This window comes from Zafaria cholistanensis (assembly GCF_008580665.1).
In the GTDB taxonomy this organism is placed as follows: domain Bacteria; phylum Actinomycetota; class Actinomycetes; order Actinomycetales; family Micrococcaceae; genus Zafaria; species Zafaria cholistanensis.
The window spans coordinates 40,583-64,753 of sequence record NZ_BKDJ01000003.1 but is presented as its reverse complement, the minus strand read 5'-3'; the positions used below and the strand labels follow the sequence as shown (position 1 = coordinate 64,753).

23 protein-coding genes are annotated in these 24,171 nt (G+C 67.7%); 11 read left to right on the top strand and 12 right to left on the bottom strand.

What is annotated here, in order from left to right; translation table 11 throughout:
- The first annotated feature begins 59 nt into the window (after positions 1-59).
- Positions 60-866 (top strand): coenzyme F420-0:L-glutamate ligase, encoded by an 807-nt coding sequence (locus NCCP_RS04115; protein ID WP_172627289.1) that lies wholly within the window; start codon positions 60-62, stop codon positions 864-866.
- Positions 867-1,131: 265 nt separating this feature from the next.
- On the opposite strand, the gene NCCP_RS04110 is transcribed toward NCCP_RS04115, so the two are convergent.
- The 4 genes from NCCP_RS04110 to NCCP_RS04095 all read right to left on the bottom strand — a co-directional run bounded on the left by NCCP_RS04110 (position 1,132) and on the right by NCCP_RS04095 (position 4,880).
- Positions 1,132-2,067, bottom strand: a complete 936-nt coding sequence (locus tag NCCP_RS04110; RefSeq protein ID WP_149955974.1) for a cytochrome b/b6 domain-containing protein — start codon at positions 2,065-2,067, stop codon at positions 1,132-1,134.
- A gap of 109 nt (positions 2,068-2,176) precedes the next feature.
- The gene (locus NCCP_RS04105) at positions 2,177-3,148 is read right to left on the bottom strand and encodes an electron transfer flavoprotein subunit alpha/FixB family protein (protein ID WP_149955973.1); all 972 of its coding nucleotides are present in this window, start codon (positions 3,146-3,148) and stop codon (positions 2,177-2,179) included.
- Positions 3,149-3,162: 14 nt separating this feature from the next.
- Positions 3,163-3,942, bottom strand: coding sequence for an electron transfer flavoprotein subunit beta/FixA family protein (locus tag NCCP_RS04100; protein ID WP_149955972.1), 780 nt, complete (start codon positions 3,940-3,942; stop codon positions 3,163-3,165).
- A gap of 173 nt (positions 3,943-4,115) precedes the next feature.
- Positions 4,116-4,880 (bottom strand): SDR family NAD(P)-dependent oxidoreductase, encoded by a 765-nt coding sequence (locus NCCP_RS04095; protein WP_149955971.1) that lies wholly within the window; start codon positions 4,878-4,880, stop codon positions 4,116-4,118.
- A 271-nt stretch (positions 4,881-5,151) separates the two neighbouring features.
- On the opposite strand from NCCP_RS04095, the gene NCCP_RS04090 reads away from it, so the two are divergent.
- Positions 5,152-6,366 (top strand): CaiB/BaiF CoA transferase family protein, encoded by a 1,215-nt coding sequence (locus tag NCCP_RS04090; RefSeq protein WP_149955970.1) that lies wholly within the window; start codon positions 5,152-5,154, stop codon positions 6,364-6,366.
- Positions 6,366-7,109, top strand: a complete 744-nt coding sequence (locus tag NCCP_RS04085) for a FadR/GntR family transcriptional regulator (protein WP_149955969.1) — start codon at positions 6,366-6,368, stop codon at positions 7,107-7,109. Before NCCP_RS04090 ends, NCCP_RS04085 begins: the two co-directional genes overlap by 1 nt.
- An 84-nt stretch (positions 7,110-7,193) precedes the next feature.
- Here NCCP_RS04085 and NCCP_RS04080 read toward each other — a convergent pair whose 3' ends face one another.
- Entirely contained in the window at positions 7,194-7,757 is a 564-nt protein-coding gene (locus NCCP_RS04080; RefSeq protein WP_149955968.1) for a nuclear transport factor 2 family protein, read from the bottom strand.
- 302 nt (positions 7,758-8,059) lie between these two features.
- Between NCCP_RS04080 and NCCP_RS04075 the strand changes: the two genes are divergently transcribed.
- The 5 genes from NCCP_RS04075 (at position 8,060) to NCCP_RS04055 (ending at position 12,884) form a co-directional block, all read left to right on the top strand.
- On the top strand, positions 8,060-9,238 hold the full coding sequence (locus NCCP_RS04075) for a thiolase family protein (RefSeq protein WP_149955967.1): 1,179 nt from the start codon (positions 8,060-8,062) through the stop codon (positions 9,236-9,238).
- A gap of 21 nt (positions 9,239-9,259) precedes the next feature.
- Positions 9,260-10,018: an SDR family NAD(P)-dependent oxidoreductase gene (locus tag NCCP_RS04070; RefSeq protein ID WP_149955966.1), complete on the top strand. Its 759-nt coding sequence runs from the start codon at positions 9,260-9,262 to the stop codon at positions 10,016-10,018.
- A 21-nt stretch (positions 10,019-10,039) separates the two neighbouring features.
- Positions 10,040-10,708 carry an NADPH-dependent F420 reductase gene (gene npdG, locus NCCP_RS04065; protein WP_149955965.1) on the top strand — a complete coding sequence of 223 codons (669 nt, stop codon included), beginning with the start codon at positions 10,040-10,042 and terminating at the stop codon, positions 10,706-10,708.
- Entirely contained in the window at positions 10,705-11,478 is a 774-nt protein-coding gene (locus tag NCCP_RS04060; RefSeq protein ID WP_149955964.1) for a crotonase/enoyl-CoA hydratase family protein, read from the top strand. The genes npdG and NCCP_RS04060 overlap by 4 nt, the downstream gene beginning before the upstream one ends.
- Before the next feature lie 140 nt (positions 11,479-11,618).
- Positions 11,619-12,884: an MFS transporter gene (locus tag NCCP_RS04055; protein WP_149955963.1), complete on the top strand. Its 1,266-nt coding sequence runs from the start codon at positions 11,619-11,621 to the stop codon at positions 12,882-12,884.
- A gap of 147 nt (positions 12,885-13,031) precedes the next feature.
- On the opposite strand, the gene NCCP_RS04050 is transcribed toward NCCP_RS04055, so the two are convergent.
- The 6 genes from NCCP_RS04050 to NCCP_RS04025 all read right to left on the bottom strand — a co-directional run bounded on the left by NCCP_RS04050 (position 13,032) and on the right by NCCP_RS04025 (position 19,377).
- Positions 13,032-14,699 (bottom strand): FAD-dependent oxidoreductase, encoded by a 1,668-nt coding sequence (locus NCCP_RS04050; protein WP_149955962.1) that lies wholly within the window; start codon positions 14,697-14,699, stop codon positions 13,032-13,034.
- Between the two features lie 246 nt (positions 14,700-14,945).
- Complete coding sequence (locus NCCP_RS04045) at positions 14,946-15,677, bottom strand: FadR/GntR family transcriptional regulator (RefSeq protein ID WP_149955961.1); 732 nt, start codon at positions 15,675-15,677, stop codon at positions 14,946-14,948.
- Between the two features lie 94 nt (positions 15,678-15,771).
- Positions 15,772-17,040, bottom strand: coding sequence for an NAD(P)/FAD-dependent oxidoreductase (locus NCCP_RS04040; protein ID WP_149955960.1), 1,269 nt, complete (start codon positions 17,038-17,040; stop codon positions 15,772-15,774).
- Positions 17,041-17,045: 5 nt separating this feature from the next.
- Entirely contained in the window at positions 17,046-17,366 is a 321-nt protein-coding gene (locus NCCP_RS04035) for a 2Fe-2S iron-sulfur cluster-binding protein (protein ID WP_149955959.1), read from the bottom strand.
- A gap of 111 nt (positions 17,367-17,477) precedes the next feature.
- Positions 17,478-18,005: an HtaA domain-containing protein gene (locus NCCP_RS04030; RefSeq protein WP_172627288.1), complete on the bottom strand. Its 528-nt coding sequence runs from the start codon at positions 18,003-18,005 to the stop codon at positions 17,478-17,480.
- Positions 18,006-18,111: 106 nt separating this feature from the next.
- Positions 18,112-19,377, bottom strand: coding sequence for a cytochrome P450 (locus tag NCCP_RS04025; RefSeq protein ID WP_149955957.1), 1,266 nt, complete (start codon positions 19,375-19,377; stop codon positions 18,112-18,114).
- Between the two features lie 211 nt (positions 19,378-19,588).
- Between NCCP_RS04025 and NCCP_RS04020 the strand changes: the two genes are divergently transcribed.
- Entirely contained in the window at positions 19,589-19,786 is a 198-nt protein-coding gene (locus NCCP_RS04020) for a ferredoxin (protein WP_149955956.1), read from the top strand.
- 220 nt (positions 19,787-20,006) lie between these two features.
- Here the strand turns inward: NCCP_RS04020 and NCCP_RS04015 are convergent, their stop codons facing one another.
- Complete coding sequence (locus NCCP_RS04015) at positions 20,007-21,482, bottom strand: aldehyde dehydrogenase (RefSeq protein ID WP_149955955.1); 1,476 nt, start codon at positions 21,480-21,482, stop codon at positions 20,007-20,009.
- Positions 21,483-21,857: 375 nt separating this feature from the next.
- On the opposite strand from NCCP_RS04015, the gene NCCP_RS04010 reads away from it, so the two are divergent.
- Positions 21,858-23,444, top strand: coding sequence for a GMC family oxidoreductase (locus tag NCCP_RS04010; protein ID WP_149955954.1), 1,587 nt, complete (start codon positions 21,858-21,860; stop codon positions 23,442-23,444).
- Between the two features lie 56 nt (positions 23,445-23,500).
- The gene (locus tag NCCP_RS04005) at positions 23,501-23,944 is read left to right on the top strand and encodes a nuclear transport factor 2 family protein (protein ID WP_149955953.1); all 444 of its coding nucleotides are present in this window, start codon (positions 23,501-23,503) and stop codon (positions 23,942-23,944) included.
- Positions 23,945-24,171: the final 227 nt, after the last annotated feature.

The window sequence follows — 24,171 nt, the reverse complement described above, 5'->3', positions numbered from 1 at the left end:
CCTCGGATAGCCTGCTCCAATCCGGCCGCCACGGCCACTTGAACCGCAAAGAGGTGCCCATGCCCAGCCTTTCCGTCACCGCGCTCGCCGGCGTCCCCGAAATCGGCCCCGGCGACCACCTGGCAACGATCCTCGGCGACGCCCTGGACGCCTCCGCCGAAGGCGTCCGCGAGGGCGACATCATCGTGGTCACCAGCAAGATCGTCTCCAAGGCCGAGGGCCGCCACGTCCGCGCCGCGGACAGGGAGGCCGCCATTGCCGCCGAAACCGTGCGCGTGGTCGCCAGCAGGACTCATCCCGGGGGCACCACCCGCATTGTCGAAAACCGCCAGGGACTGGTCCTGGCCGCGGCGGGGGTGGACAACAGCAACACCCCCGAAGGCACCATCCTGCTGCTGCCCGAAGACCCCGACGCCTCCGCCCGACGCCTCTGCGCCGCCCTGCGCGCCCGGTTCGGCGTGGCGCTGGGAGTCATCCTCAGCGACACCCTGGGCCGGCCCTGGCGCGAGGGCCAGACCGACGCCGCGATCGGGGCCTCCGGCCTGCGCGTCCTGGACGACTACCGGGGCACCCGCGACACCCACGGCAACCTGCTCTCCGCCTCCGCGGCCGCCGTCGCCGACGAGATCGCCGCCGCCGCGGACCTGGTCAAGGGCAAGGCCACCGGCCGGCCCGTCGCCCTCGTGCGCGGCCTGGCCCACCTCGTCCTCGACGGCCTGAACGGCCCGGACCCCGCGCCCACCGCCCGCGCACTCATCCGCCCCGCCGAACAGGACATGTTCAGGATCGGCAGCGACGAAGCCTACGCCCAGGGCTTCGCCGACGGCCAAGCAGCGGCCGCCCTCGCCCCGTCGGCCGTTTCCTAGCGGCCGACGGCGGCTCGGCCGCCGTTCCGTCCCCCAAGGCGAGGGCATCGATCCGGGCCTGCAAAGATCACAAACCCACCCTGCTCGGGACGCACGCAACCGCAATGCCTGTTGGAGCTGCTCCTCAGACAACGTACTGCTTTTAAACATGAACTGCTCCCCGAAAGTCAGAACTGAATTTTCAGTCCACCTCTCAGGGAGCAGTTCATTTTCGCCTGGTCCTGCCTCCAGGCCAACCGTCCGGGCGGCCCCCCGGGGCGGCTGCCTATCGGGTGACCGATCCGGCGAGGGAAGCGATCGGCCGCAGCAGGATCGGCCGGACGGCGGTCCACCCGAGGACCATCACGACCAGCGACGCCGCGAAGATCCAGAAACCGGTCCATCCGCCGTCGTCGCGGGCGGCATACATGTGGTTCAGGTTGCGCAGCGCACCGGTGGCCAGGACCAAGGTCACGTGGACAATGATGAAACCGACGAAATAGACCATGACCGGCAGGTGGACCGCCCGGGCCGCCTCGATCGGGTACAGCCTGTTCAGCTTCTCGGTGTGCTTGGGCCAGGCCGAAGACATCCGCAGCCCGGTGGCGATGGCCAGCGGGGCGGCGATGAAGACCGTGGTGAAGTAGGCCAGGACCTGCAGGCTGTTGTAGTTGACCCATCCGTTTTCATGCGGCCAGTCCAGCGACGCGTATTGCAGCGCCGCCGAGAGCGCGTTGGGGAAGACATCCCAGCTCTGCGGCACGATCCGCATCCATTGCCCGGTGGCAAAGATGAGGGCAAAGAAGACGGCGCCGTTCAGGATCCACAGCGCGTCCAGGCTGAGGTGGAGCCAGAGGTGCAGGCTCATCTTCGTGGGCGGGTTCTTGGTGCGGACCAGTCCCTTGTTGTTGCGGGTCCAGTAGGCCGGCGGCCGTGTGGTGGTCCTGACAAGCCAGCCGCTGCGGATGATCAGAAGCATCAGCAGGGCGTTCAGGAAGTGCTGCCAGGCCAGCCACGCGGGGAACCCAACGGGAGCTCCGTGCGGCAACTCGGATTCGCCGGGATAGTCCGCCAAAAAGGACTGGACGGCAGGGATTTCGCGGAGGCCTTTGGCTGCAAGGACGACGGCAAGGAGGATTACGAGAGCGAGGGGCAGGATCCAAACCAGTTTGGACCACTTGCCTTTGGCAGCCGTGGTTTTCGTCGGAGTCGATGTGGACATGGGGCTACGTGTCTCCCTGGAATGGACGGTTCCCGTCCGGTGGCCTGTTGGAACGGTGATGCTGGGGGCTTTGTCCCCGACCGGACGGTGTCCGGCCGGGGACGGCGAACTAGCTGGCTCGGGCCTCGATGGCTTTGACCAGCTGCGGCACGACGGCGAAGACGTCCCCGACGACGCCGAAGTCGGCGATGTCGAAGATCGGCGAGTCCGGGTCCTTGTTGATCGCGACGATGGTCTTGGACGTTTGCATTCCGGCCCGGTGCTGGATGGCCCCGGAAATGCCGAGGGCGATGTAGAGCTGGGGGGACACGGAGGTGCCGGTTTGCCCGACCTGGAACGTCTGCGGCACGTAGCCGGCGTCGACGGCGGCGCGTGAGGCCCCCACCGCAGCCCCGAGCGAGTCCGCGAGCTGTTCGACGAGCACGAAGTTCTCCTTCGAGCCCAGGCCCCGGCCGCCGGAAACCACCTTCTCGGCCCCGCGCAGTTCGGGGCGGCTCGAGGTGGCCACGGTGTCCCGGATCCCGTCGATGACGGCGGCCGCGCTGGCGGAGGTGCCCAGCGGGACGGTGGTGAGGGTGGCGGCCTGCGCGGGTGCGCGGTCCTCGACCGCCCCGGGGCGGACAGTGATTACGGCCGGTCCTCCCTCAATGGTGGATTCGACGGTGTAGGCGCCGCCAAAGACCGAATGGACAGCCACCCAGCCCGTGTCGCTGGGGCGCAGGTCCACGGCGTCGGTGATCAGCCCGGCGCGCAGGCGCACGGCGAGCCGGCCGGCCACGTCGCGGCCTTCAACCGAGTTCACCGTCAGGATGGCGGCCGGTTCCAGCTCCGCCGCCGCGGCGGCGAGCGCTTCGACCTGTGGCGTGGCAAGCAGCCGGCCCACCTGGTCGCTTTCGGCAAGGTAGACCTGGGCGGCGCCGAGCGAACCCAGCTGCTCCGCCAGCCCGGCAGCGGAGCCCGGCGCCGCGGCCACAACGGCCACGGGAGTGCCGAGCCGGGCTGCGGCGGCAAGGAGCGAGGCGGCGGTGCTGCGGATTTCGCCGGCAGCCGAGGTCTCGATGAGTGCGAGTACGTTGGACATGTTCGGTTCCTCCGTTAGATCAGGCGGTTGGCGGCCAGGAATTCGGCGAGCTGCTCTCCCGCATTCCCCTCGTCGACGATCTTGGTTCCGGCAGCGCGTGCCGGGCGCGCGCTGGCGCAAAGGACCACCGAGCGGGCCCCGGCCAGCGCTTCGGCCGGCCCCAGTCCGAGCTCGGCCAGCGAAACAACGCTCAGCGGCTTCCGCTTTGCGGTCATGATGCCCTTGAAGTTCGGGAAGCGGGCTTCGGCCGCGCGCTCGGTGATCGAGACGACCGCGGGCAGGGGTGCGCGCACGTCCAGGCTTCCGTATTCGCTGACGCGCTCCCCCGAGACTTCCCCGACCGAGAGCTCGACCGAATCGAGGAAGCTGAGGTGCGGGAGGTTCAGGTGCTCGGCCAGCATCGCCGGAACGGCGCCGCCCCGGCCGTCCGTCGATTCGTTGCCGGCGATCACGAGGTCGTACTCGTTGCGCGGGAGCGCGGCGGCCAGGACCGCGGCGGTCTGGCCCATGTCGGCCCCGACGAGTGCGTCGTCGAGCACGTGGATAGCTGCGTCGGCACCCATGGACAGGCCCTTGCGCAGCGCTGCGTTGGCGGAAGCCGGCCCCATGGTGAGCACCGTGACGTGGGTTCCCTTGTGGGAGTCCTTGTACCTGAGCGCGACCTCGAGTGCGCGTTCGCTGATCTCGTCGACAATGGCTTCGCTCGATCCCCGGTCCACCCGTCCGGTTTGCGTGTCGAGCCGACGCTCGCCGTAGGTGTCCGGCACCTGCTTCATAAGCACGACGATCTTCATTACTTAACTCCTTTGCTTGCGCCCGTTTCCCACATGGATCCAAGGCCCCGGCAGCTTTCGGTGAGTCAGGCCCGAAACCTGTGGCCGTGATGTGAACACCGTAGCAGAAACATGCATATCATGACCATAGATTATTTTTGATGGACGGGCCATGAACCCCCCGGACCCAGGCCCTAGGGCTGGCCACCGTCCACGGCAATGATCGCGCCGGTGGTGTAGCTGGACGCGTCGCTGGCCAGATAGAGAGCCGTGCCAACGATCTCCTCGGGCTGGCCACCGCGCCGCAGGGCGAACGCCTGCGCCCGTCGGGCAAAAGCCTCCTCATCCCAGGCCTTGCTGACGTCGGTCAGGAAGGTGCCCGCCATGATGGCATTGACGCGGACAGTGGGACCGAAGCTGTGGGCCAGTCCGATGGTGAGGGCGTTCAGGCCGGCCTTGGCCGCGGCGTACGGCAGCACGTGCGGCTTGGGATGAACGGCGGCCGCGCTTGAGATGTTGATGATGGAGCCGCCATCGCCGGCCGCCATCCGGGTGCCGACGAGGGCCGAAAGGCGGAACGGGCCCTTGAGGTTGACGTCAAGCACTTTGTCGAAGAGCTCCTCGCTCAGCGTGTCGACGGAATCGTAGAGCGGGGACATGCCCGCATTGTTGACCAGCACATCGACCTTGCCGAACCGCTCATAGGAGGCGTCCACCAGCGAGTCCAGGTCGGCCCATCGCCCGACGTGCACGCCGAAGCCCATGGCCCGCCGCCCGGTTTCGGCCTCGATTTCGCGCGCGAACTCCTCGCAGGCCTCACCCTTGCGGCTGGCGACGATGATGTCGGCACCCGCGCGCGCCAGACCAAGGGCCATGGCCCTTCCCAGTCCGCGGCTCCCGCCCGTCACCAGCGCGACGCGGCCCTTAAGATCGAAAGCGTTTGGGATTTCGGTACGCATGCTCTCCCCTTGAATAGGTGGTCCCCTGGCCCACGACGACGCTTCCCGCACGCCGAGCCGCTTGCTCGCCGACGGTGCACCGTCCTGCCAAGCAAGACAATACTATGATAATCATTCAATTGGTTTTGGACGCTGGCCAAATCCTCTACCGACGGAGGCTCCACCCCCGGCGGGCCGGGATCGAGCACTTGTCAACCCGCTCCCCCCTAATCCATTATCATTATTACTACTTTAATGATGCTTGTAGCGAAGGAAAGAGGGTGAGGCTGCCATGGATCAGCCTAAGACGGAAACCCCGCGCCTGCTTGAGGGCGTGCGCGTTGTGGAGTTGGGGTCCATGTATGCCGCCCCCACCGCCGGACGCATGCTGCGCGATTTCGGCGCCGAGGTCATCAAGGTCGAAGACCCCGTCAGCGGGGACATGGCCAGGCAGTGGCAACCGCAAAAGGACGGGCTGGCATTGGGATTCGCACGCCTGAACTCAGGGAAGCGGTCTGTGGGCATCGACCTGCGCCAGCCCGAAGGGAGGGAAGTGGCGCTTGAGCTCATCCGCCGCGCCGACGTGGTCATCGAATCCTTTCGCCCGGGACGCCTCGAGGCCTGGGGCATGGGCTACGACGTCCTGTCCAAGGCCAACCCCGGCCTGGTGCTGACCCGGGTCAGCGGCTTCGGCCAGAGCGGGCCCTACAGCAGCAGGCCGGGATTCGGCACCGTCGCCGAGACGGCCAGCGGCTACGCCTTCCTCAACGGGTGGCCGGACACCCCGCCCACGGCCCCGCCGTTCGGTTTCGCCGATTCGATCGCCGGCATCTCGGCGGCCTTCGGCACCGCCATGGCGTTGTTCCGGCGCGAAGTCAGCGGCGTGGGCTCGGAAGTGGACGTTGCCTTGTACGAGCCCTTGATGTTCATCCTCGGCGACGCCCTGCTGAACTACACCTCCACCGGAACCGTCATGACCCGGGTGGGCAATACGTCCGGCTCCGCGTCGCCCCGGGGGATCTACCAGGCCAAGGACGGCGGGTGGCTCTCCATCGCGGCCTCGGCCCAGACCATCGCCATGCGGCTGTTCGACGCGATGGGCCGGCCGGAGCTGAAGACGGACGAGCGCTACGCCACCAACGCGGCCCGCATGCAGAACAATGCCGACCTGCAGGAGATCGTCAAGGCCTGGGTCGGCTCGATGCCGCGCCACAAGGTCCTGGACACCCTGGAGGACTACGAGGTGGTCGCCGCGCCGGTGAACGACTCCAGCGACATCGTCCAGGATCCGCACTTCCTGGAACGCACCTTGGTCAACCTGTCCGGGACCATCCTCGGCAACGCGATGATGACCGGGCCGATTCTCCACGTGGCCGGCTCCGCCGAGCCGACCTACCACGGCGTCCCGGAAGTCGGCGAACACACCGAGGCGGTCCTCGCCGACCTCGGCTTCGCAGCCGGCACCCTGCGGCGGCTCGCCGCCGACGGCGTACTCACCGGGGCCTGATGTCCATGACCCAGCCATCGATGCGTCCCCAAAAGACGGCCGTGCTGGTCGCCCAGCGGATCGTCGCGGACATCCAGCGCCGCGGCAACACCGTCGGCGACCGCCTCCCGCCGGAGCGGGCCATGCTGGAAAATTACCAGATCGGGCGGGGAACGCTGCGCGAGTCGCTGCGCTTCCTGGAACTCCAAGGCGTCATTGCCCTCAAGCCGGGCCCGGGCGGCGGTCCGGTGGTCCAGCAACCCGACGGGAGCGGCCTGGCCACCGCGCTGACGCTGCTGCTGCAGTTTGAGAACGCCCCGTTCCGCACCATCGCGGAGTCCCGGGCGGGCCTGGAACCGATGATGGCCCAACTGGCCGCGTCCCGAATGAGCGAACAGCAGCTTACCGAGCTCAAGCACAGCGTGGAGCATATGGGCGAGCAGATCGGCGACGAGTCCGAGTTCCTGGAGATGAACAAGCGTTTCCACGACATCATCGCCCACGGCTCGGGCAATGCCATGTTCGGCTACCTGGTGGAGTCGCTCCTGGGAATGCTCGATGGAAGCGCCATTGGCATCGACTATCCGGAGCACCGGCGGACCGCTGTGTACGAGGCCCACTCCAACATCTACGAGGCGATCGCCGCGCGTGATCCCGCCGCTTCCGCCGCGGCCATGCACGAGCACATCTCCGCGTACGCACGCTACGCGGAGCGAAAGTATCCGGAACTGTTGGATACACCGATTTCCTGGACCATCCGATAGCTGTTCCGGAACGCTCCGGCGGAAGCAGGGCCCGTGGCGGCTTCCGCCACGGGCCCTGCTCCCATCAGCGAACCCCCAGCGGTCTCAGAGATAAGCCTTGAGCCAGTCGCTGCCGCTCTCCGAGTAGAGTGACTCGGGCCAGTCCGCCGGACGGTGGTCGCCGTAGGCGCGCACGCTGTTGCGGTCGGCAAGGCCCTCGGCGTATTCGGTTGCCGGCAGGTAGTACATGTAGGACATCAGCCGGTCGGCGAACTGCCATTTGCCGTTCACGCGACGATAGGTGTCCTTGTACCTCAGGGCAACCTGCATGGCGACGCCGTTGCGGGCCACCTCGGCGTGAGAGGCCAGCAGGCCGGTCGCGGTGTCCGGGTCGGCGTCGTCGAAGCGCACGACGTGTCCGTGGCTGTAGTGGTTCGTGGGGCCGAGAGCGGCGAAGCGCCCCAGGTACGTCTGGACGATCTCCTCGATGCCGGTGGCGGCAAACACGCCGTCCTGCGAGCGCAGTGTGGCGTCCGTGGCGAAGATCTGGCGGATCCCGGCCTCGTCGCGCTCATCCATGATGAACCCGTACAGGACAGCGAGCTCCTGGATCGCCGCCCGATCTTCCAGCCGCCGGATCCGGTCCTCGATCGACATTTTTTCTCCCATGTGCCGCTCCTTGGTTTTCCTTGACCGCCCTGATGAATAGCGAAGCATTTCGGCCTGCCTCTCCGCAGAACCCCCAAACACGGGAGAGGGCCTGAATCCGGGAGAGAGTCAGCAATTTCATTATAACCATTTGTATGGAATAGGGCCAGCGTCGCGGCGGATCCATCTCGGCACCGCAGCCCCCAAGCGCGCTTTACTCAGCACCCTCCAGTCTTTTCGGACGCCGCCCGGTAGCGCCAACGATCAATTCCCATTGCCCCCACCATGACAATCATGATAAGCAATAGGAAGGAGGTTGACCCATGACTGCTGAAGCCCTGATCGTCGACGCGCTGCGCACTCCCACGGGACGGGGGCGCGCCGGCGGAGCACTCGCCGAAATCCACCCGGTGGACCTGCTCGCCCAAGCGCTGGCCGCGCTGGTCGAGCGCACCGGAATCGACCCCGGAGCCGTCGATGACGTGCTCGTCGGCTGCGTCTCGCAAACCGGGGAGCAATCCGCCACACCCGGGCGCATGGCCTGGCTGGCCGCAGGATATCCCGCCCATGTCCCCTCGGCCACGATCGACCGCAAGTGCGGCTCGTCCCAACAGGCGATCCATTTTGCCGCACAGGGAATCCTGGCCGGAGCCTACGACATGGTCATTGCCGGCGGCATCGAGTCCATGAGCCGGGTGCCCATGGGCTCGGCGCGGGCCGGCGCCGATCCCTTCGGGCCCACGGTCACCGCCCGCTTTGCCCCGGGCCTGGTTTCCCAAGGCGTCGCGGCCGAGCTGGTGGCGGCCAAGTACGGAATCAGCCGCGAGGCCCAGGACGAGTACGCCGCCCGGTCCCACCGGCTCGCGCATGCCTCGGCCGGATTCTTCGAACGGGAAATCGTCCCGGCGCAAGCCCCGGACGGCACCCTCGTCACCCGCGACGAGACTCCCCGGCCGGACACCACCGCCGAACGCCTCGCGGGACTCAAGCCCGTCTTCGAGAGCCCGGAGCTCGGTGCGCGCTTCCCCCAGGTCAACTGGTCCGTCACCGCCGGGAACTCGTCCCAGCTGGCGGACTCGGCCACCGTGGTCCTGATGGTAAGCGAGCGCAAGGCGCGCGCACTGGGCCTCGCGCCCCGCGCACGGGTCCATGCCATGAGCGCGGTCGGGGACGACCCGCTGCTGATGCTCACCGCACCCATTCCGGCAACGGAAAAGATCCTGTCCCGTTCGGGCATGACGCTGGACCGGATGGACCATATCGAGATCAACGAGGCCTTCGCGCCGGTTCCGCTCGCCTGGCAGAGCCATTTCAACGCCGACATCGAAAAGATCAACCCGCGCGGAGGCGCCATTGCCCTCGGCCACCCTCTCGGCGCCTCGGGAACGCGGCTGCTCACCACAATGCTGCACGCGCTGGAGGACAACGGGCAACGCTACGGACTTCAGCTCATGTGCGAAGCCGGCGGCATGGCCAACGCGACCATCATCGAACGTCTCTAACAACCCGGCAGGAGAAAAGCCATGGATATCAACGGAGCATCCGCGATCGTCACCGGAGGCGCCTCCGGGCTCGGGGCGGCAACGGTCCGCCGCCTTACCGGAGAGGGCGCCAAGGTCGTCATCCTCGATCTGCCCTCCTCCGCCGGCGCGCAGGTCGCCGCCGAGCTTGGGGCCACCTTCGTGGCCGCCGACGTCACGGATCCGGACAGCGTCAACGAGGCCCTGGACGCCGCCGAGAACCTGGCGCCGCTGCGCGCCCTGGTGCACTGCGCCGGCCGCGGCGGCGCAGTGCGCCTGGTCGACCGCGACGGCAACCCGGGCTCCCTCGAAGCCTACGAGGCCGTCGTGCGGACCAACCTCATTGGAACGTTCAACGTGCTGCGGCTGGCCGCGGCACGCATGGCGAAAAACGAGGACGTCGACGGCGAACGCGGCGTGTGCATCCTGACCGCCTCCGTGGCCGCCTACGAGGGCCAGATCGGCCAGATCCCTTATGCCTCGGCCAAGGCGGGCATCGTCGGGATGACCCTGGTGGCGGCCCGAGACCTCGCCAGCAAGCACATCCGTGTCACGACCATCGCCCCGGGCCTCTTCGATACGCCGATCCTGGCGCGCCTGCCGGAAAACGTCCGCGACTCGCTGGCCCAGAGCATCCCCCACCCGAGCCGGCTCGGAGTCCCGGAGGAATACGCCTCCCTGGCCCAGCACATCATCAGCAACCCCATGCTCAACGGCGAGACCATCAGGCTCGATGGCGCCATTCGCATGGCTCCGCGCTAAAGCCCGAGAACGGAAGAAGACATGACGCACAAAATCGCAGTCATCGGGGGCACCGGCCCGCAGGGACGGGGCCTCGCCTACCGCTTGGCCATGGCCGGGCACACCGTCACGATCGGTTCGCGCGATGCCGCGCGGGCGGCCGAAAAGTCCGCGGAAATCGCGGCGAAGATCGGCGGAGCGGCAACCATTGGCGGAGCGGAGAACTCCGTCGCGGCCGCGACATCCGACGTCGTTCTGCTGGCGGTTCCCTGGGACGGCCACGCGGCACTTGTCACCTCGCTGGCGTCGGAACTGCGCGGGAAGACCGTCATCAGTTGCGTGAACCCGCTCGGCTTCGACCAGGACGGCCCGTACGGGCTGACGCTTCAGGAGAGCGCCGCCGAGGAGGCCCAGCGGATCGTGCCGGACGCCGCCGTCGTCGGCTCCTTCCACCACGTTGCGGCGCTCTCGCTGTGGAAGAACGAAGGCCCACTCAGCCACGAGGACATCCTGGTCTGCGGCGACAACCCCCAGGCGAAGGATCTGGTCATGGACCTCGCCGCGGCCGTCACCGGCAAGCGGGGCATCGACGCCGGGGCCCTGCGGCTGGCGCGGCAGCTGGAACCGCTCACCGCCGTGCTGATCAACATCAACAAGAACTACAAGACCCGCTCGGGCCTGGCCATCACCGGCGTCGGGGGGCATGCATGAGCCGCGAGGAACAGCCCCTGATCATCGAGGAACGCGGCCGGGTCCTGATCCTGACGCTGAACCGTCCGCGGGCGAAAAACGCCATGTCCCTCCAGCTCTCCGAGGAACTCGCCGAGGCCTTTGAGATTCTCGACAGCCGCCCGGACCTCAGCCTCGGCGTCATCACCGGAGCGGGAGGCACCTTCTGCGCCGGCATGGACCTGAAGGGGTTCGCCCGGGGCGAGATTCCCATCGTGCCGGACCGCGGCTTCGCCGGACTGGTCCAGCGTCCGCCGCGCAAGCCGCTCATTGCCGCGGTCGAAGGCTACGCCCTCGGTGGCGGGTTCGAGATTGCGCTGGCCTGCGACCTGATCGTCGCGGCGGACAACGCGATCTTCGGGCTGCCGGAGGTCAAGCGTGGGCTGACCGCGAATGCCGGCGGCCTGCTGCGCCTGCAGCACCGGCTCCCCTACCACTACGCCATGGAACTGGTACTCACCGGACGGATGCTTCCGGCGGTCGAGGCCGGCGAACTGCACCTGGTGAACCGGGTGACCGCCCCCGGGGCGGCCTTGGACACGGCGCTGGAGCTTGCCGAGGAGATCGCTAGGAACGCCCCGCTGGCGCTGGCCACCTCCAAGCGGATCATGGTGGAGTCCGTCGACTGGCCGGTCGGGGAGAAGTTCGCCCGCCAGCACGAATTCGTCGACCCCATCCGCAAGTCCAACGACGCCGCGGAGGGGGCCCGGGCCTTCGTCGAAAAGCGCGTTCCGGTCTGGACCGGCAGCTAGCCAGCAAAGTACTGCGTTACAGCTGCGGCTGGCGGGGGAACCGCCGGCGCCCCGCGGCGGCTGCTTCGGACTCCGATGTCCATAGCGGCCGCCGCCCGCTTCGTGCGGCAGCACGTCGGCCCGAGCCCCAGGAGGCAGCTTTGAGTGGTGGAACGGCGTCTCCGAGCAGCGCCCCAAAGTTGCGGCCCGTCTGGGCGGGCAGGGTCCTCGCCCTCACCGGCATCGTGCTGGTCGCGCTCAACCTGCGCTCGGCGGTCACCGCCATGTCGCCGATCGTCGGCCGGATCAATGCTGACGTGCCGCTGAGCGATGTCGCCCTGGGCGTCGTCGGCATGCTTCCTCCCTTGATGCTGGCAACCGGGGGCCTGCTGGGGCCGGTCATCGCCCGTTGGATCCGGCTGGAAACGAACCTGGTCCTGGCCTGCGCCGGCATGTTCGCCGGGCACATGGTCCGCTCGTGGGCCGGCGACTTCGCGCAACTGCTGGTGGGCAGCACCGTGGCGATGCTCTCCATGGGCGTCGGCAACGTCCTGCTGCCGGCGCTGGTGAAGAAATACTTCCCCGACCGGATCGCCCTGATGACCAGCATCTACGCCATGCTGTTCTCCGTCAGTACGGCCATTCCGGGCACCGTCTCGCCGATGGTTGCGGACGCGGCAGGCTGGAGGAACTCGCTCATGGTCTGGGGCATCGCCGCGGCGGTCGCCGCGCCTCCGTGGATCGCACTGACCCTCAGGGGCAGGTCCCGGGACGGGCAGGACGAGGATGCTTCAGCGGCGGTCTCCAGCGCCCCCGCCGCCGGCGCAGGACTGTGGCGTTCGCGCGTGGCTTGGGGGCTGATGCTGATGCACGGGCTGTCCGCGCTCAACGGATACGCGATGCTGGCCTGGTTGCCGGAGATCCTGGTGGACACCGCAGGCACCTCCAGCGTGGAGGCCGGCATCCTGCTGTCCGCATACGCCGTGACGGCTGGCCCGCTGGCGCTGGTTGTTCCCGCGATCGCCCTCCGGATGCGCACCCCCGGCGTGCTCGCCTACATCGGGGCGGCCTTGTTCGTCGCCGGCTACGCTGGCCTGATGATCTCGCCCGGCTTCCTGACGCCCCTCTGGGTCCTCGTCTCGGCCTCGGGCACGGGCCTGTTTCCCGTGATGCTCGCGTTGATAAACGCCCGGACCCGGACTCCGGCCACAACCGCTGCGCTGAGCGGTTTCGTGCAGGGGAACGGAGCGCTGATCTCCGTCGCCGGCCCGCTGGTCGTGGGTCTCCTCCGCGACTGGACCGGCGGGTGGACGGCGCCGTTCTGCTTCCTCGTCGCGGCGGCGATGGGCATCGTGCTGGGCGGGATGCTGCTGCGGAGCCCGCTCTCGGTCGACGATGAGCTCCTGGACTACGCCGCGCGCCGCTGATCGGCGCCACCCTTCCCCCAGCCCAAGTCCTGCCCTCCGGCACCGGGTGCCGTGCGGTTACCCGGTGCCGGGCTTCCTCGTCGGGTGTCCGCATGCCGAAGGTCTGCACCGTTCGCGGTGCGGACCTTCGGTCCCTGCCGTGGCAGCCTAGCCGAGAAAGGCCCCGGCGGCTGCCTGCCACCCGTCCGCCGTCGTCCTGCCGGCTGCCGTGCGTCCCGCAAGGTAGCCAAACACCAGCCCCGGGCCGAGGGTCCCGCCCGCGCCGCCGTACACCATGCCCGTGGGACCGGCCATGACGTTTCCGGCGGCGAACAGGCCGGGAATCACTTCACCGTCGACGGTGAGGACCTCGGACCTGCTGGTTGTCCGGGGGCCTCCCTTAGTGCCCAAGGTGCTGCTGTGCAGTTCCACGGCATAGAAGGGACCCCGCTCCAACGTCCCGAACGTGGATTCCGCTCCGGGATACCCGTCCCGGTTGCCGACGAACCCGTCGAACGCGCTCTCGCCGCGCCGGAAATCCGGGTCGATGCCCCGCTTGGCGTGCCCGTTCCACCGCTCGACCGTCCCGACCAGCGCATCGGCCGGCACGCCGATCCGGTCGGCCAGGCCAACGAGCGTGTCCGCCCGGATGATCCACTCCGGCACAGGGGCTCCAGGAGGGGACCCGAAGCCGCCGAAGCGCTCCATCATTCGGGCGTCGAAGACCACCCAGCAGGGGATGTTCCGGTAGTCGAAGGAGGTGGGATCCAACTCGTGGAAGGCCCCGCCCATGGCGTTGTAGTTCGCTGCCTCGTTGGCGAACCGCTTGCCCTCGCGGTTCACCATGATCGAATGCGGCACGGTTCGCTCACGCTGGACCAGATACACCGGCCGGGTGCCGTACGCGTTCTCTCCCGGCAACGTGCACACTGGAACCCACCAGGCCTCGCGCATGTTGCCGAGGCTGGCTCCAACGCGCATGGCCATGCGCAGCCCGTCGCCGGTGTTCGTGGGAACGCTGGCGGGATGAGTGATGGGCCCGCGCAGGAAGTCGCGGGCCAAGTCCTTGTCCCATTCGAATCCGCCGGTCGCCAGAACGACACCCCGGTGCGCCGCGACCTCATGGAGTCCGCGCGGCCCCTCGAGGGCGACGCCGCGGACGGCTCCGTCCTCGAGCCGAAGTTGGACGGCGCGCTCGTTGAGGTGGACCTCCACCCCCTTCTCCAGGCATCCCTGCAGCAGCGCGGCGACCATGGCACGCCCCAGCCCCTCGACCTGCTGCTCCTCCCGCTCACGGGCCACTTCCGGCGTCAGGAAACCGGTGCCCCCGCCGATGGGAGTTTCGCCCACGACCATGCGGCGCGGGGTTCCTCCCAAGCGGCCAGCCCACGCGCCCAACCCGTGCAGGGAGAACAGCTGCGGTTCCAGTGAACGGCCCCCGCCGGGTTTGCCGCCGGGCTGCTCGGGGTGGTAGTCGGGGTAGCCCGGCACCAGGGACATTTGCATCGGCGTGGTGTCGAGCCAGTCCAGCAGCTCCGGGACCGTGTCCACGAAGGCCTCCGCCAACTCGCGGAGGATCATGCCGTTGGAGAGGGACCCGAGGTAGGCCAGCGCGTCGGCGCGCGAGTCCTGGATCCCCCGTTCGCGGGCATACCGGTTGTTCGGCATCCACACGACCGCGCTGGACAGGCAGGTGGTGCCCCCCAGAACCGGCGCCTTTTCGAAGACGCCGACCCGGGCGCCCGCATCGGCCGCCGCCAACGCCGCGCACAGGCCCGACGCCCCACTCCCCAGCACAACCACGTCAAAGGCGGAACCACTTGCGGTGCTGTTCACGTGCTCACTCCCCGTTCTCGGCAATCGGCCTAGGGTGGCGCAGGGGACCAATAGTGGGCGTGCGAGGGACTTCGTCCCAGCGGTAACGGCCCGGGTCCAGCCACTCGAGTCCTGGTAAGCAACAGCGGTAAAACGCACGCCGCAGGATGTCCTGCATCACAAAATGACGCTAACACTGCGGGCTCATTGTTACAATCGTTATCCTAGATTCGGCGCCGGGAAAGGCGGAGGTCCCGCCGGCCGGGTCTAGAGCGTCCAGGAAATCGGCGCGTTCAGGACGTCGGGGAACTTCCGCTCGACGTAGTTCGCGTACTCAAGGATGTGCTCGTGCATGGTGCTCGCCGCGGCGGCCGGGTCCCGGGCGGCCAGTGCCTCGTATATGGCAGCGTGCGCCTTGTGGACCGCCAGCCTGCGGTGTTCGGGGTAGTCCACGCCGATCGCCGTGCCATCCAGCATTCCCAGGAGGGTCTCGATCAGGTGCCCGAACAGGGCATTGCCGGAGTTGCGCGCAATGATGTCATGGAAACGCTTGTTCATCTCGAGGAAGACCGACTCGTCCCCCACCTTGTCGAGCATGTGGTCCACGCTGTACTTCAGCTCCGCGAGCTGGTTGTCATCCATCCGCGTCGCCGCGAGTTGGGCCATCATGGGCTCGAGGGCCGTCCTGGCCTCGGTGACGGTGCGGAACGGCGCGTTTTCGAACTGGAGCAGCAAGGTCAGGGCAGTGGCCAGGCCGCTGCCGTCCGGCTGTTGCACCACGGGCCCCCCGCCGGGCCCGGGCTTGAGCACAATGATGCCCTGCAGCTCGAGGAAACGCAGCGACTCCCGCAACGTCCCGCGCCCGATGTTGTACTCCTCCAACATGACCCGTTCCGGCGGCAGGCGGTCCCCCGCCTTGTTGCCTCGGCGCTGGATATCGGCGACGATGCGCTGGGCCACCAGCACGGCCGTCTTCTGCGGCCGTAGTGAGGTTGGCATGGGTCTCCTTCAGGGACGGATTGGCGGCGCGGACGCCTTAATAATCGAATCATAAGTATAATCCAGACTATTATGCCCGCGCCGCCACCGAACGTCAGGAGGCGGGTTCCAGATCCGCCATAAGCTTCTTCAGCGGGACGCCGGAGTCGCCGGCCCTCTCGGCCGGCACGTTGAGCCCTTTGGCCAGGAGCGTCTTGACGGCCATGAAGTCCACGGGATTGTTAATGCAATCCACTGCGATGACCCGTCCGGCCCGGTAGTAGATCACGGAGAACTTCTCCTCGGAGACGGTCCCGCGCACCACGACCTGGTCGTGCCCCGCCGACAACCCGGCCATCTGCAGCTTCAGGTCGCCCTGGTCCGACCAGAACCATGGCACCATGCGGTACGCAACCCTGGTTCCCGTAATCGTGACGGCGGCGTTGCGCGCCTGCTCGACGGCATTGTTGACGCTCTCAAGCCGCAACCGCTCCGGAGCCCCTTCCCGCGGCAGCGGGTTCGGCAGATTCGCACAGTCGCCCGCGACCACGGTGGTGCCGTCGGAGGCAAGCGAGTGCTCGTCCACGACAATCCCGTTGCCACAGGCCAGGCCGAGGGCTTCGGCGAGTTCCGTCCGGGGAACCACGCCGATGCCCACCAGCACGACGTCCGCGGGCACCGTGCACCCGCCTTCCAGCTCGACGCCGGCGACCCGGCCCTGGGCGTCGCCGGTGAACCGGACGATCCTCGCGTCCAAAGTGACGTCAATGCCGCGCGCCCGGTGGGCGCCGAGGAAGAACTCCGAGGTCGCCTCCCCCACCGCCCGGCCGATAAGCCGGGGCGCCGCCTCGAGGACGGACACCGTCTTGCCCAGCTTGCGGGCGCTCGCCGCGGCTTCCAGGCCGACGAAGCCGCCGCCGACCACGACCACGTTCCGGGCCCGTTCCAGCCGGGTCTTGAGGTCCTCCGCGTCGTCGGCGTCGCGGAGGTAGAGCACCCCCTCCAGTTCGGCGCCGTCGATCTGGAGCTTCCGCGGCCGGGCGCCAGTGGTCAGCGCCAGGCGGTCGAAGGCAAAGCGCCTGCCCGAAGCGGCGGTGGCGACCCCTGCGCCGTCAGGCCCCTTGTCAATCGACACGATCCTCTCACTCAGGACCAGGTCGATGTTGTGCTTCTCGTAGAAGTCCCGGGTCCTGTAGGCCAGGGTCTCCGCCGTGACGAGCCCCTGCAGGAACCCCTTGGACAGCGGCGGCCGCTGGTACGGGGCGTGCCGCTCCGCCCCGACGATGGTGACCGGCGCGGCGTAGCCCAACTCCCGGAGCGAACTGGCGAGCTGCACGCCAGCCTGCGAGGCGCCAACGATGAGGATCCCGTTGTTCTGCGACATGGCGATCAGACCTGGCTTTCCGGCGTTTCGACGTATACGTGGACATCGCCTTCGAGCTTCAACTGGCATGAGAGGCGCGAGTTGTAGCGGCGCTCTTCGGTGGTGCCGTCAAGCATCTCGTCCTCGAGATCACTCATCGGCTCCAGCACTTCCAGGTCTTCTTCGCGGACGAAGACGTGGCAGGTGGAACAGGCCAAGGAACCACCACAGTCGGCCACGATTCCCGGCAGGCCGTTCCGCACCGCAATCTCCATCACGGAGTCCCCGGCATTGCCGTCAAGGACGCTGACGTCGCCCGCGGCCGAGGTATAGGTCACCTTTGGCATGGTCTTTCCCTTTCATTCCGGAAGATCGCCCAATTTATGATCATGATTGTAACCATCGGGGGACGAATGCAACAGGGCCGCCGCGAGTTTTTCGTGCGGGCGCCGGACGGCCTACGCCTCGGCGCTGAACCTGACCGGGTCCAGGAGCTCACCCAAGGCGTAGACCCCGTTGAAGACCTCGACCCCTGCCGCTGTCAGCCGCGCGTCCAGCTGCCCCCACCCCCGCGGCAGGCATGGCGCGCCGGCCGGAGCGGGCGCCAACGACGCCAGCTCGATCCGGCGTTCCCTGTTGGGCCAATACTCGGCGTCGACCACCGTCAGCACCGCCCCGGCCTCCCGGAATTCGATCCAAGGGTCCACGACCATGACGAACAGCATCCCCCCGTGCCCTTTGTAGCGCAGGTCGCCGCGGTACTTGATGATTCCCTGCCCGAGTGCCGGATCGTACCCGGAGGCGTCGTCGAGCTCGAAGAAATAGACCCCGCCGCCCGCTTCCGCAGCACCATAGCCGGCACCCCGGCGGCCGTCCGGCATCGAATCGATGTAGCGGGTGAAACTGCTCTTGACCCCCCAGGAAAGCCCGGGGCGGGCCAACGCCTCACTCCCGTCCGGCATGTGGGCCGGGGCACTCATACTCATATACGCCATCCTTGTCGATGTCTTAAAGCAGTGCCCGGGCCGCCGCCCCGCAGGGACGGCGGCCCGGGCCGTTGGCCTGCCCCGTGCGCCGGAGCCAGCCGGAGCGCTAGAGCCGCTCCCCCAGCAGGCGCTTGCCCGGGGTGAACGTCGCCGGGAGCCTGTCGAAGCCCGTATTGACGCCCTGCCGCGGATAGCGGACCACATTGGCATGGTCCACCTTGTAGTCGGGCATGCGCTCCAGGACCTGGGTCAGGATGGTTCGCGCCATCAGCCGGCCCAGGTGGGAACCGGCGCAGCGGTGGCTGCCCACACCGAATGCCATGTGGCGGTTCGGCATGCGCTCGATGTCCACCTCATCGGGGTTATCGAACCCGCCGGCGGCATCCCGGTTTCCGGAGGACCAGGCGAGCAGCGCCCGGTCCCCCTTCCTGACCTTCACCCCGTGGAAGTCTGCATCCTGGCCGACGGTACGGGCGAGCGCCTGGGTGGGGGAAAAGAACCGCAGGAACTCCTCGACGGCATTCTGCATCAGGTCGGGATTGTCGATCAGCCGCTGCCGGACATCGGGGTGCGCGGACAGCCACTCGAGCGCCTGGCCGCTGAGGGAGGCAACGGTGCCCACGCCGCCGGAGATGATCAGGTCGACCATGTTCAGCACTTCCTCCTCGGTGATCGGCCGGCCGCCGATCTCATGGCCAAGGATGAAGCTGATGGGGTCGTCGCCGGGGTTGCGCCTGCGCTCCGCAATGACCTCTTTCACCTTCTCGGTCAGCGCGGGGAGCTCCTCCTCGGTGACCTTGATGTACTCGGGGCTGCCCAGCGGCGCGGAAAGGACCTTGCGGTGGGCGAAGGAGTAGCGGCGCCAGTCCTCGACCGGCAGGGACAGCCAGTCGATGGTGATGATGGACGGGATGCCGGTCAGCGTGGCGAAATCCGCCTCACCGCTTTCGATGATGTCATCGATGAAGAGGGCAGTGTATTTTTCGACCATCGGGCGCATCTCCTCGACCCGCGATGGCGTGAGCAGCTGGTTCATGATTCGCCGGTACGGCATGGACGCCGGCGGGTCGAGATCGATGGGGAAATGCTCAGTGATCGGGCGCTTGGGAATGAGGATCGCCTGGCCTTCGCCGCCGTGGGGGCTGCGGGCCGAGGAGAACATCTCGTCGTCGCGAGCGGCGTCGAAGATGGCGTCGTATCCGCTCAGGACCCAATAGCCGCCCCAAGACTCGGTCCAGACGACCGGGCCCTCCGACCGCAACCTGCGGTAGCTCGCGACCGGATCCTTGGCGTGCTCTTCGGCGTTGTGGTCGAAGTCGACGACCGGGCGATCGGTCCGCGCCTCTGTCTCTACGGCCGTTTGCTCTGTCATGGAACTCCCCTTTGCTTCCGGCTTCGCGTTGCGGATGGCCCAGACGATCCGGCGTTCCGAGCGAAACTCCTCCTTGTATCTACTAATTATTATAATAGAATCGGGATCAAGCCCAGTCTAGAGTCCGCCGGAGATTACACGGGGGATTTTCGACCCGGACCACGCGACCGGCCCACCACTGTTCAGGCAGGACAACCAGTAAGGAGTACTGATGCGTATTGAACTCGACCGCAAAGTCTGCCAGGGACACGGCGTCTGCCAAATGACGGCCTCGAATCTGTTCACGCTTTCCGACGAGGACGGCCTGGCCATCCAGCCCGCCAACCCGATCGCCGAGGAGTTCCAGGACGAAGGACGCCTGGCCTCCGTCAGTTGCCCGGAGCGTGCCCTCAGTATCGTCGAGGACTAGCGGAACGGCGGCGGGATCGCGCTGCGGCACCGTGCAGCCCGGCCCCGCCCCGCCCCGCCCCGCAGAAAGGTGCCCCGTCAGAAGATTGGCGGGGCACCTTTCAATCCCGGAATTGCCAGGCGGATCATGGCTCGGTCGGTCCCCGGCCGGCGGGTGCGCAGCAGGAGGGCAGCGGAAAGGCGGCCACCCGGTTTCGGATGGCCGCCCCCTGCGGATGTGTCTACGGAAGCTGGATGAGCTTGGTCTCGTGGAACTCGTCAAAGCCTTCGATGCCGCCTTCGCGGCCGAGGCCGGACTGCTTGTAGCCGCCGAAGGGCTGAAGCACGTTCATGCCCCAGGAGTTGACGTAGATCTGCCCGGTGCGTATTCGCCGGGCGATGGCTTCGGCGGTGGCGTCGTCGCGGGCGAACACGGCGCCGGACAGGCCGTACTCGGTGCCGTTGGCGATCCGCACGGCTTCCTCGATGGTGTCGTAGGGGATGACCGAGAGCACTGGGCCGAAAATCTCCTCCTGGGCAATGCGCATGTCCGGTGTGACATCGGCGAACAGGGTTGGCTCCACGTACCAGCCGGTGTCGAGGTGCTTGGGCCTGCCGCCGCCGGTGACCAGGCGGGCGCCCTCGGCCTTGCCGATTTCGATGTACTGTTCGACCCGCTCGCGCTGGCGCTCTGCGGCCAGCGGGCCCAGCACCGTATCCGGCTCGCGCGGATCGCCGACCTTCAGGCCCTCCATCACGGCCTGGATGCGCGCTACCACCTCGTCTTGGCGCTGGCGCGGGACCAAGATGCGGGTCAGCGCTGCGCAGACCTGGCCGGAATGGCCAACGCCGTAGAACACCAGCTCCGGGAAGACCGTGTCCAGGTCGACGTCATCGGCGAGGATGGCCGCGGACTTCCCGCCCAGCTCCAGGGTGACCCGCGCGATCCGCTCGGCCGCAATGCTCATGATCTTCCGGCCCGCGGCGGTGCTTCCGGTGAAGGTGATCATGTCCACGTCCTTGTGCCTCACCAGGTACTCCCCGACCTCCCGGCCGGCGGGCAGGAGACTGATGACGCCCTCGGGCAGGCCGGCGGCCGCGAGCGCCTCAGCGAAGATCATCATGCTCACCGGCCCTTCCGGAGCCGGCTTCACCACCACCGTGCAGCCGGCGGCCAGGGCGGGCGCGAACTTCAGCGATGCCGTCGCCACCGGTCCATTCCAGGGCAGGACGGTGGCCACCACCCCGATTGGCTCGCGCACCAGGCGGCCGCTGCCGCCCGGCCAGGAACGCTCCTCCTCGAAACTGAACCGCTCATGGAGCGTGACGACGTCGTCCCACACCTTGACGGCGTTCTCGTGGAAGGCGTTGCTCGAGGCCGCGGGTGCGCCGATCTCTGCCGTGAACGCGGCGGACATTGCTCCCACCCGCTTCTTCACTTCCTCCCCCACGCGGGCCAGGATCCCCGCACGCTCGGCCGGGGTCATCCGTGGCCATGGGCCCTCGTCAAAGGCCTGGCGTGCGGCCGCGACGGCAGCGTCCATGTCCGCTTCCTGCGCCTCCGGAACGGTGGCAATCACCTGTCCGGTCATCGGGGAAATCACCTCGATGGTGGAATCACTGGACGGGGCAACCCACTTGCCCCCAATAAAGAGCCGGTCGAAACTGCGCAGCCCCTGCGCCGACCCTGCCGATACCGCTGAAGTAACCGATGTCATGTCTGCTCCTGACCTCTGAAACGCTTCCCTGGCCCGGGAGGCGGTAGGTGCCGCGCCCACTCCCCGTGCGGCACACAGGTTTTCATCCCACCACTGGGCACGGCCTGCCCCAAGACGGAAATGCGCTTTTGTAAGCGGATGCCCAAAGCTATGAATGATATTCATGATTTGTCAACACCTCCCCCGGATCGGGCCCGCATGGCGGGCCCTGCCCCATCATCCCCCAAGCCGCCCCAATGTGATGGTTGACACACCAAACACTCCTCCATACGGTGTGAATCATGCGCCTGAATTAGGGGGCGTGCCCGGGGCCGTTCGGGGGCGGGGCGCCGAAGCGCAGCAAGCATTTCCACTACTCAGCGGGGAGACATACCCATGGCTAAGACAACGACGGTGATCATTGGTGCAGGCAGTGGCGGCGGAGCCCTGGCAGCGCGCCTGAGCGAGGACAAGGACCAGCAGGTCATCCTGGTTGAGGCAGGTCCGGACTACGAAGAACTGGCGCTGGTTCCCGAGGACGTGCGCGATGCCGGCGAGATGAGCGTCCAAAAGCATGACTGGGGCCTGAAGGCCTACTTCCTGGAACCGCAGGATGCACGCGAAGCAATGCCGTATGCCCGCGGCCGCATTGTCGGCGGATCCTCCGCGGTCAACGCCGCCATCGCCGAGCGCGCCACGAGGGAGGACCTGGACACCTGGGTTGCGGCCGGCAACCCCGAATGGTCCTACGAAAAAACCCTGCCCTACTTCATGCGCCTGGAGAACGACCTGGACTTCCCGGACGCCCCGGGGCACGGCTCGTCCGGACCCGTTCCGATCAAGCGGCACTTCGAAGAGAACTGGGCTGCGGGCGTACGCGCGTTCGCCCAAGCGTGCGCCCAGCGCGGTTTCCCGCGTTCGGACGACGCCAACGCGGACTCCGCGACCGGCTACGGTCCGACGCCCCGGAACCTCTTGGGCGAGGAGGAACTTCGGGCAAGTTCCCTGCTGACGTACCTCGCCCAGGCCCGCCAGCGGCCCAACCTGAGCATCCGTGCCGAGACGCTGGCCCGGCGGGTGGTTTTCAAGGGCACCACGGCCGTCGGCGTCGAGGTTGAACACGATGGCATGGTGGAGACCATCCGCGCGGACCGGGTGGTCCTTGCCGGCGGTGCCATGCACACCCCGCACCTGATGATGCTCTCCGGAATTGGGCCCCGCGAGGTACTGGAGCGCCACGGCATCGAACCGGTCATCGCCAACGAGGCCGTCGGCCAAAATTTCCAAGACCATCCCTTCGCCCCGATGGTCGCGCTGCTGAAGGAGAAGACGGACCGGAACGGCGTGCGCGCACGGCTGAAGTACAGCACGGGCACCGACGATCTGGTGGACGACATGATGATTTTCGCCGCCGTCCTGGATCCGGCCACCATGAACATCCCCGCCGACACCAAGGGGCGCAAGGCGCTGATGATGAACAACCTGCTGGCCAAGCCCCGCTCGGTCGGCTGGATCACCCTCTCCTCGCCGGACCCGAAGGTGCAGCCCGAACTGCACGTAAACTTCCTTTCCCACCCCAGCGACATCGAGCGGCTGAAGGGATCCCTGCGCCTGTCCTGGGACATGATCACCTCGTCCCCCATGGCGGAGGAGATCGAGGAAATCTGTTTCCTCGACGCCGACACGATCGCCGACGATGCCAAGCTCGAGGCGTACATCCGCGGGCTGGCCTCCACGTCCCTGCATGCCGCCGGCACCTGCCGGATGGGACCGGCGGGTGACCCCACCGCCGTCGTCGACCAGCACCTCGCGGTGCACGGGGCCGAAAACCTCTGGATCGCCGATGCCTCGGTCATGGTCAACGTGACTACCGGGCTCACCAACCTGACCGCCTACATGATCGGCGAACGCCTCGCCGACTGGCTCAAGAACGGCACGGACTCCCCCACCGACGAGACCGAGCTCGTCTCGGTCGCCCCCTAGGGACCGGCCGTCACATCCTGCAATCCCTTGGACACAGATCCTGGAACGGAGAACCGATGACAGCGGAAACAACGACGGCGGCGCGGGGCGTGGATGCGGACGTGGAAGCGATCCGGCGCCTGACCCACGAGTACTCCTGGGCCGTGGACAATGCCAGGCTCGACGACATCGTGGCCCTCTTTGCCGAGGACGCGGAGTGGGACGTCACCGCCTTCGGCATGGAGGTGGTGCGCGGCACCGAGGCCATCCGGGCGTTCTACACCGGCCTGATCGAAAACACCACGCACCGCTGCCACCTGGCGCTGAACCACCGCATTGACGTGGACGGGGATACGGCCGCCGCGACGGTGTACATCCACGCCTTCGTCACCACCGGTGACGGCAGGCGGGACGAATCCCTGGGCTACTACGCGGACAGCTACGTCCGCACCTCCCAGGGGTGGAAGTTCCAGCGGCGGGCGGCCTATCCGCTCCTGCCGGCGCCTCCCGCGCCCGTGTAGGGAGCATTCGGCACAATGCCGGGAGGAGCGCACCCCTCGTGCACTCCTCCCGGCATTGTGCCGCCCGCCCGCGCAGCATCGGGCGCGCGGCATCGGGCGGCCATGACGACGGCGGCGGTACCCCGGCGGGTACCGCCGCCGTTGTCATGGCCGCGCCGGGGGCTGTAGCGGCAGGCAGGAAAGGACCCTGGGGCCGGGTGCCGGCCCCAGGGTCCCGTGGTCCCTGC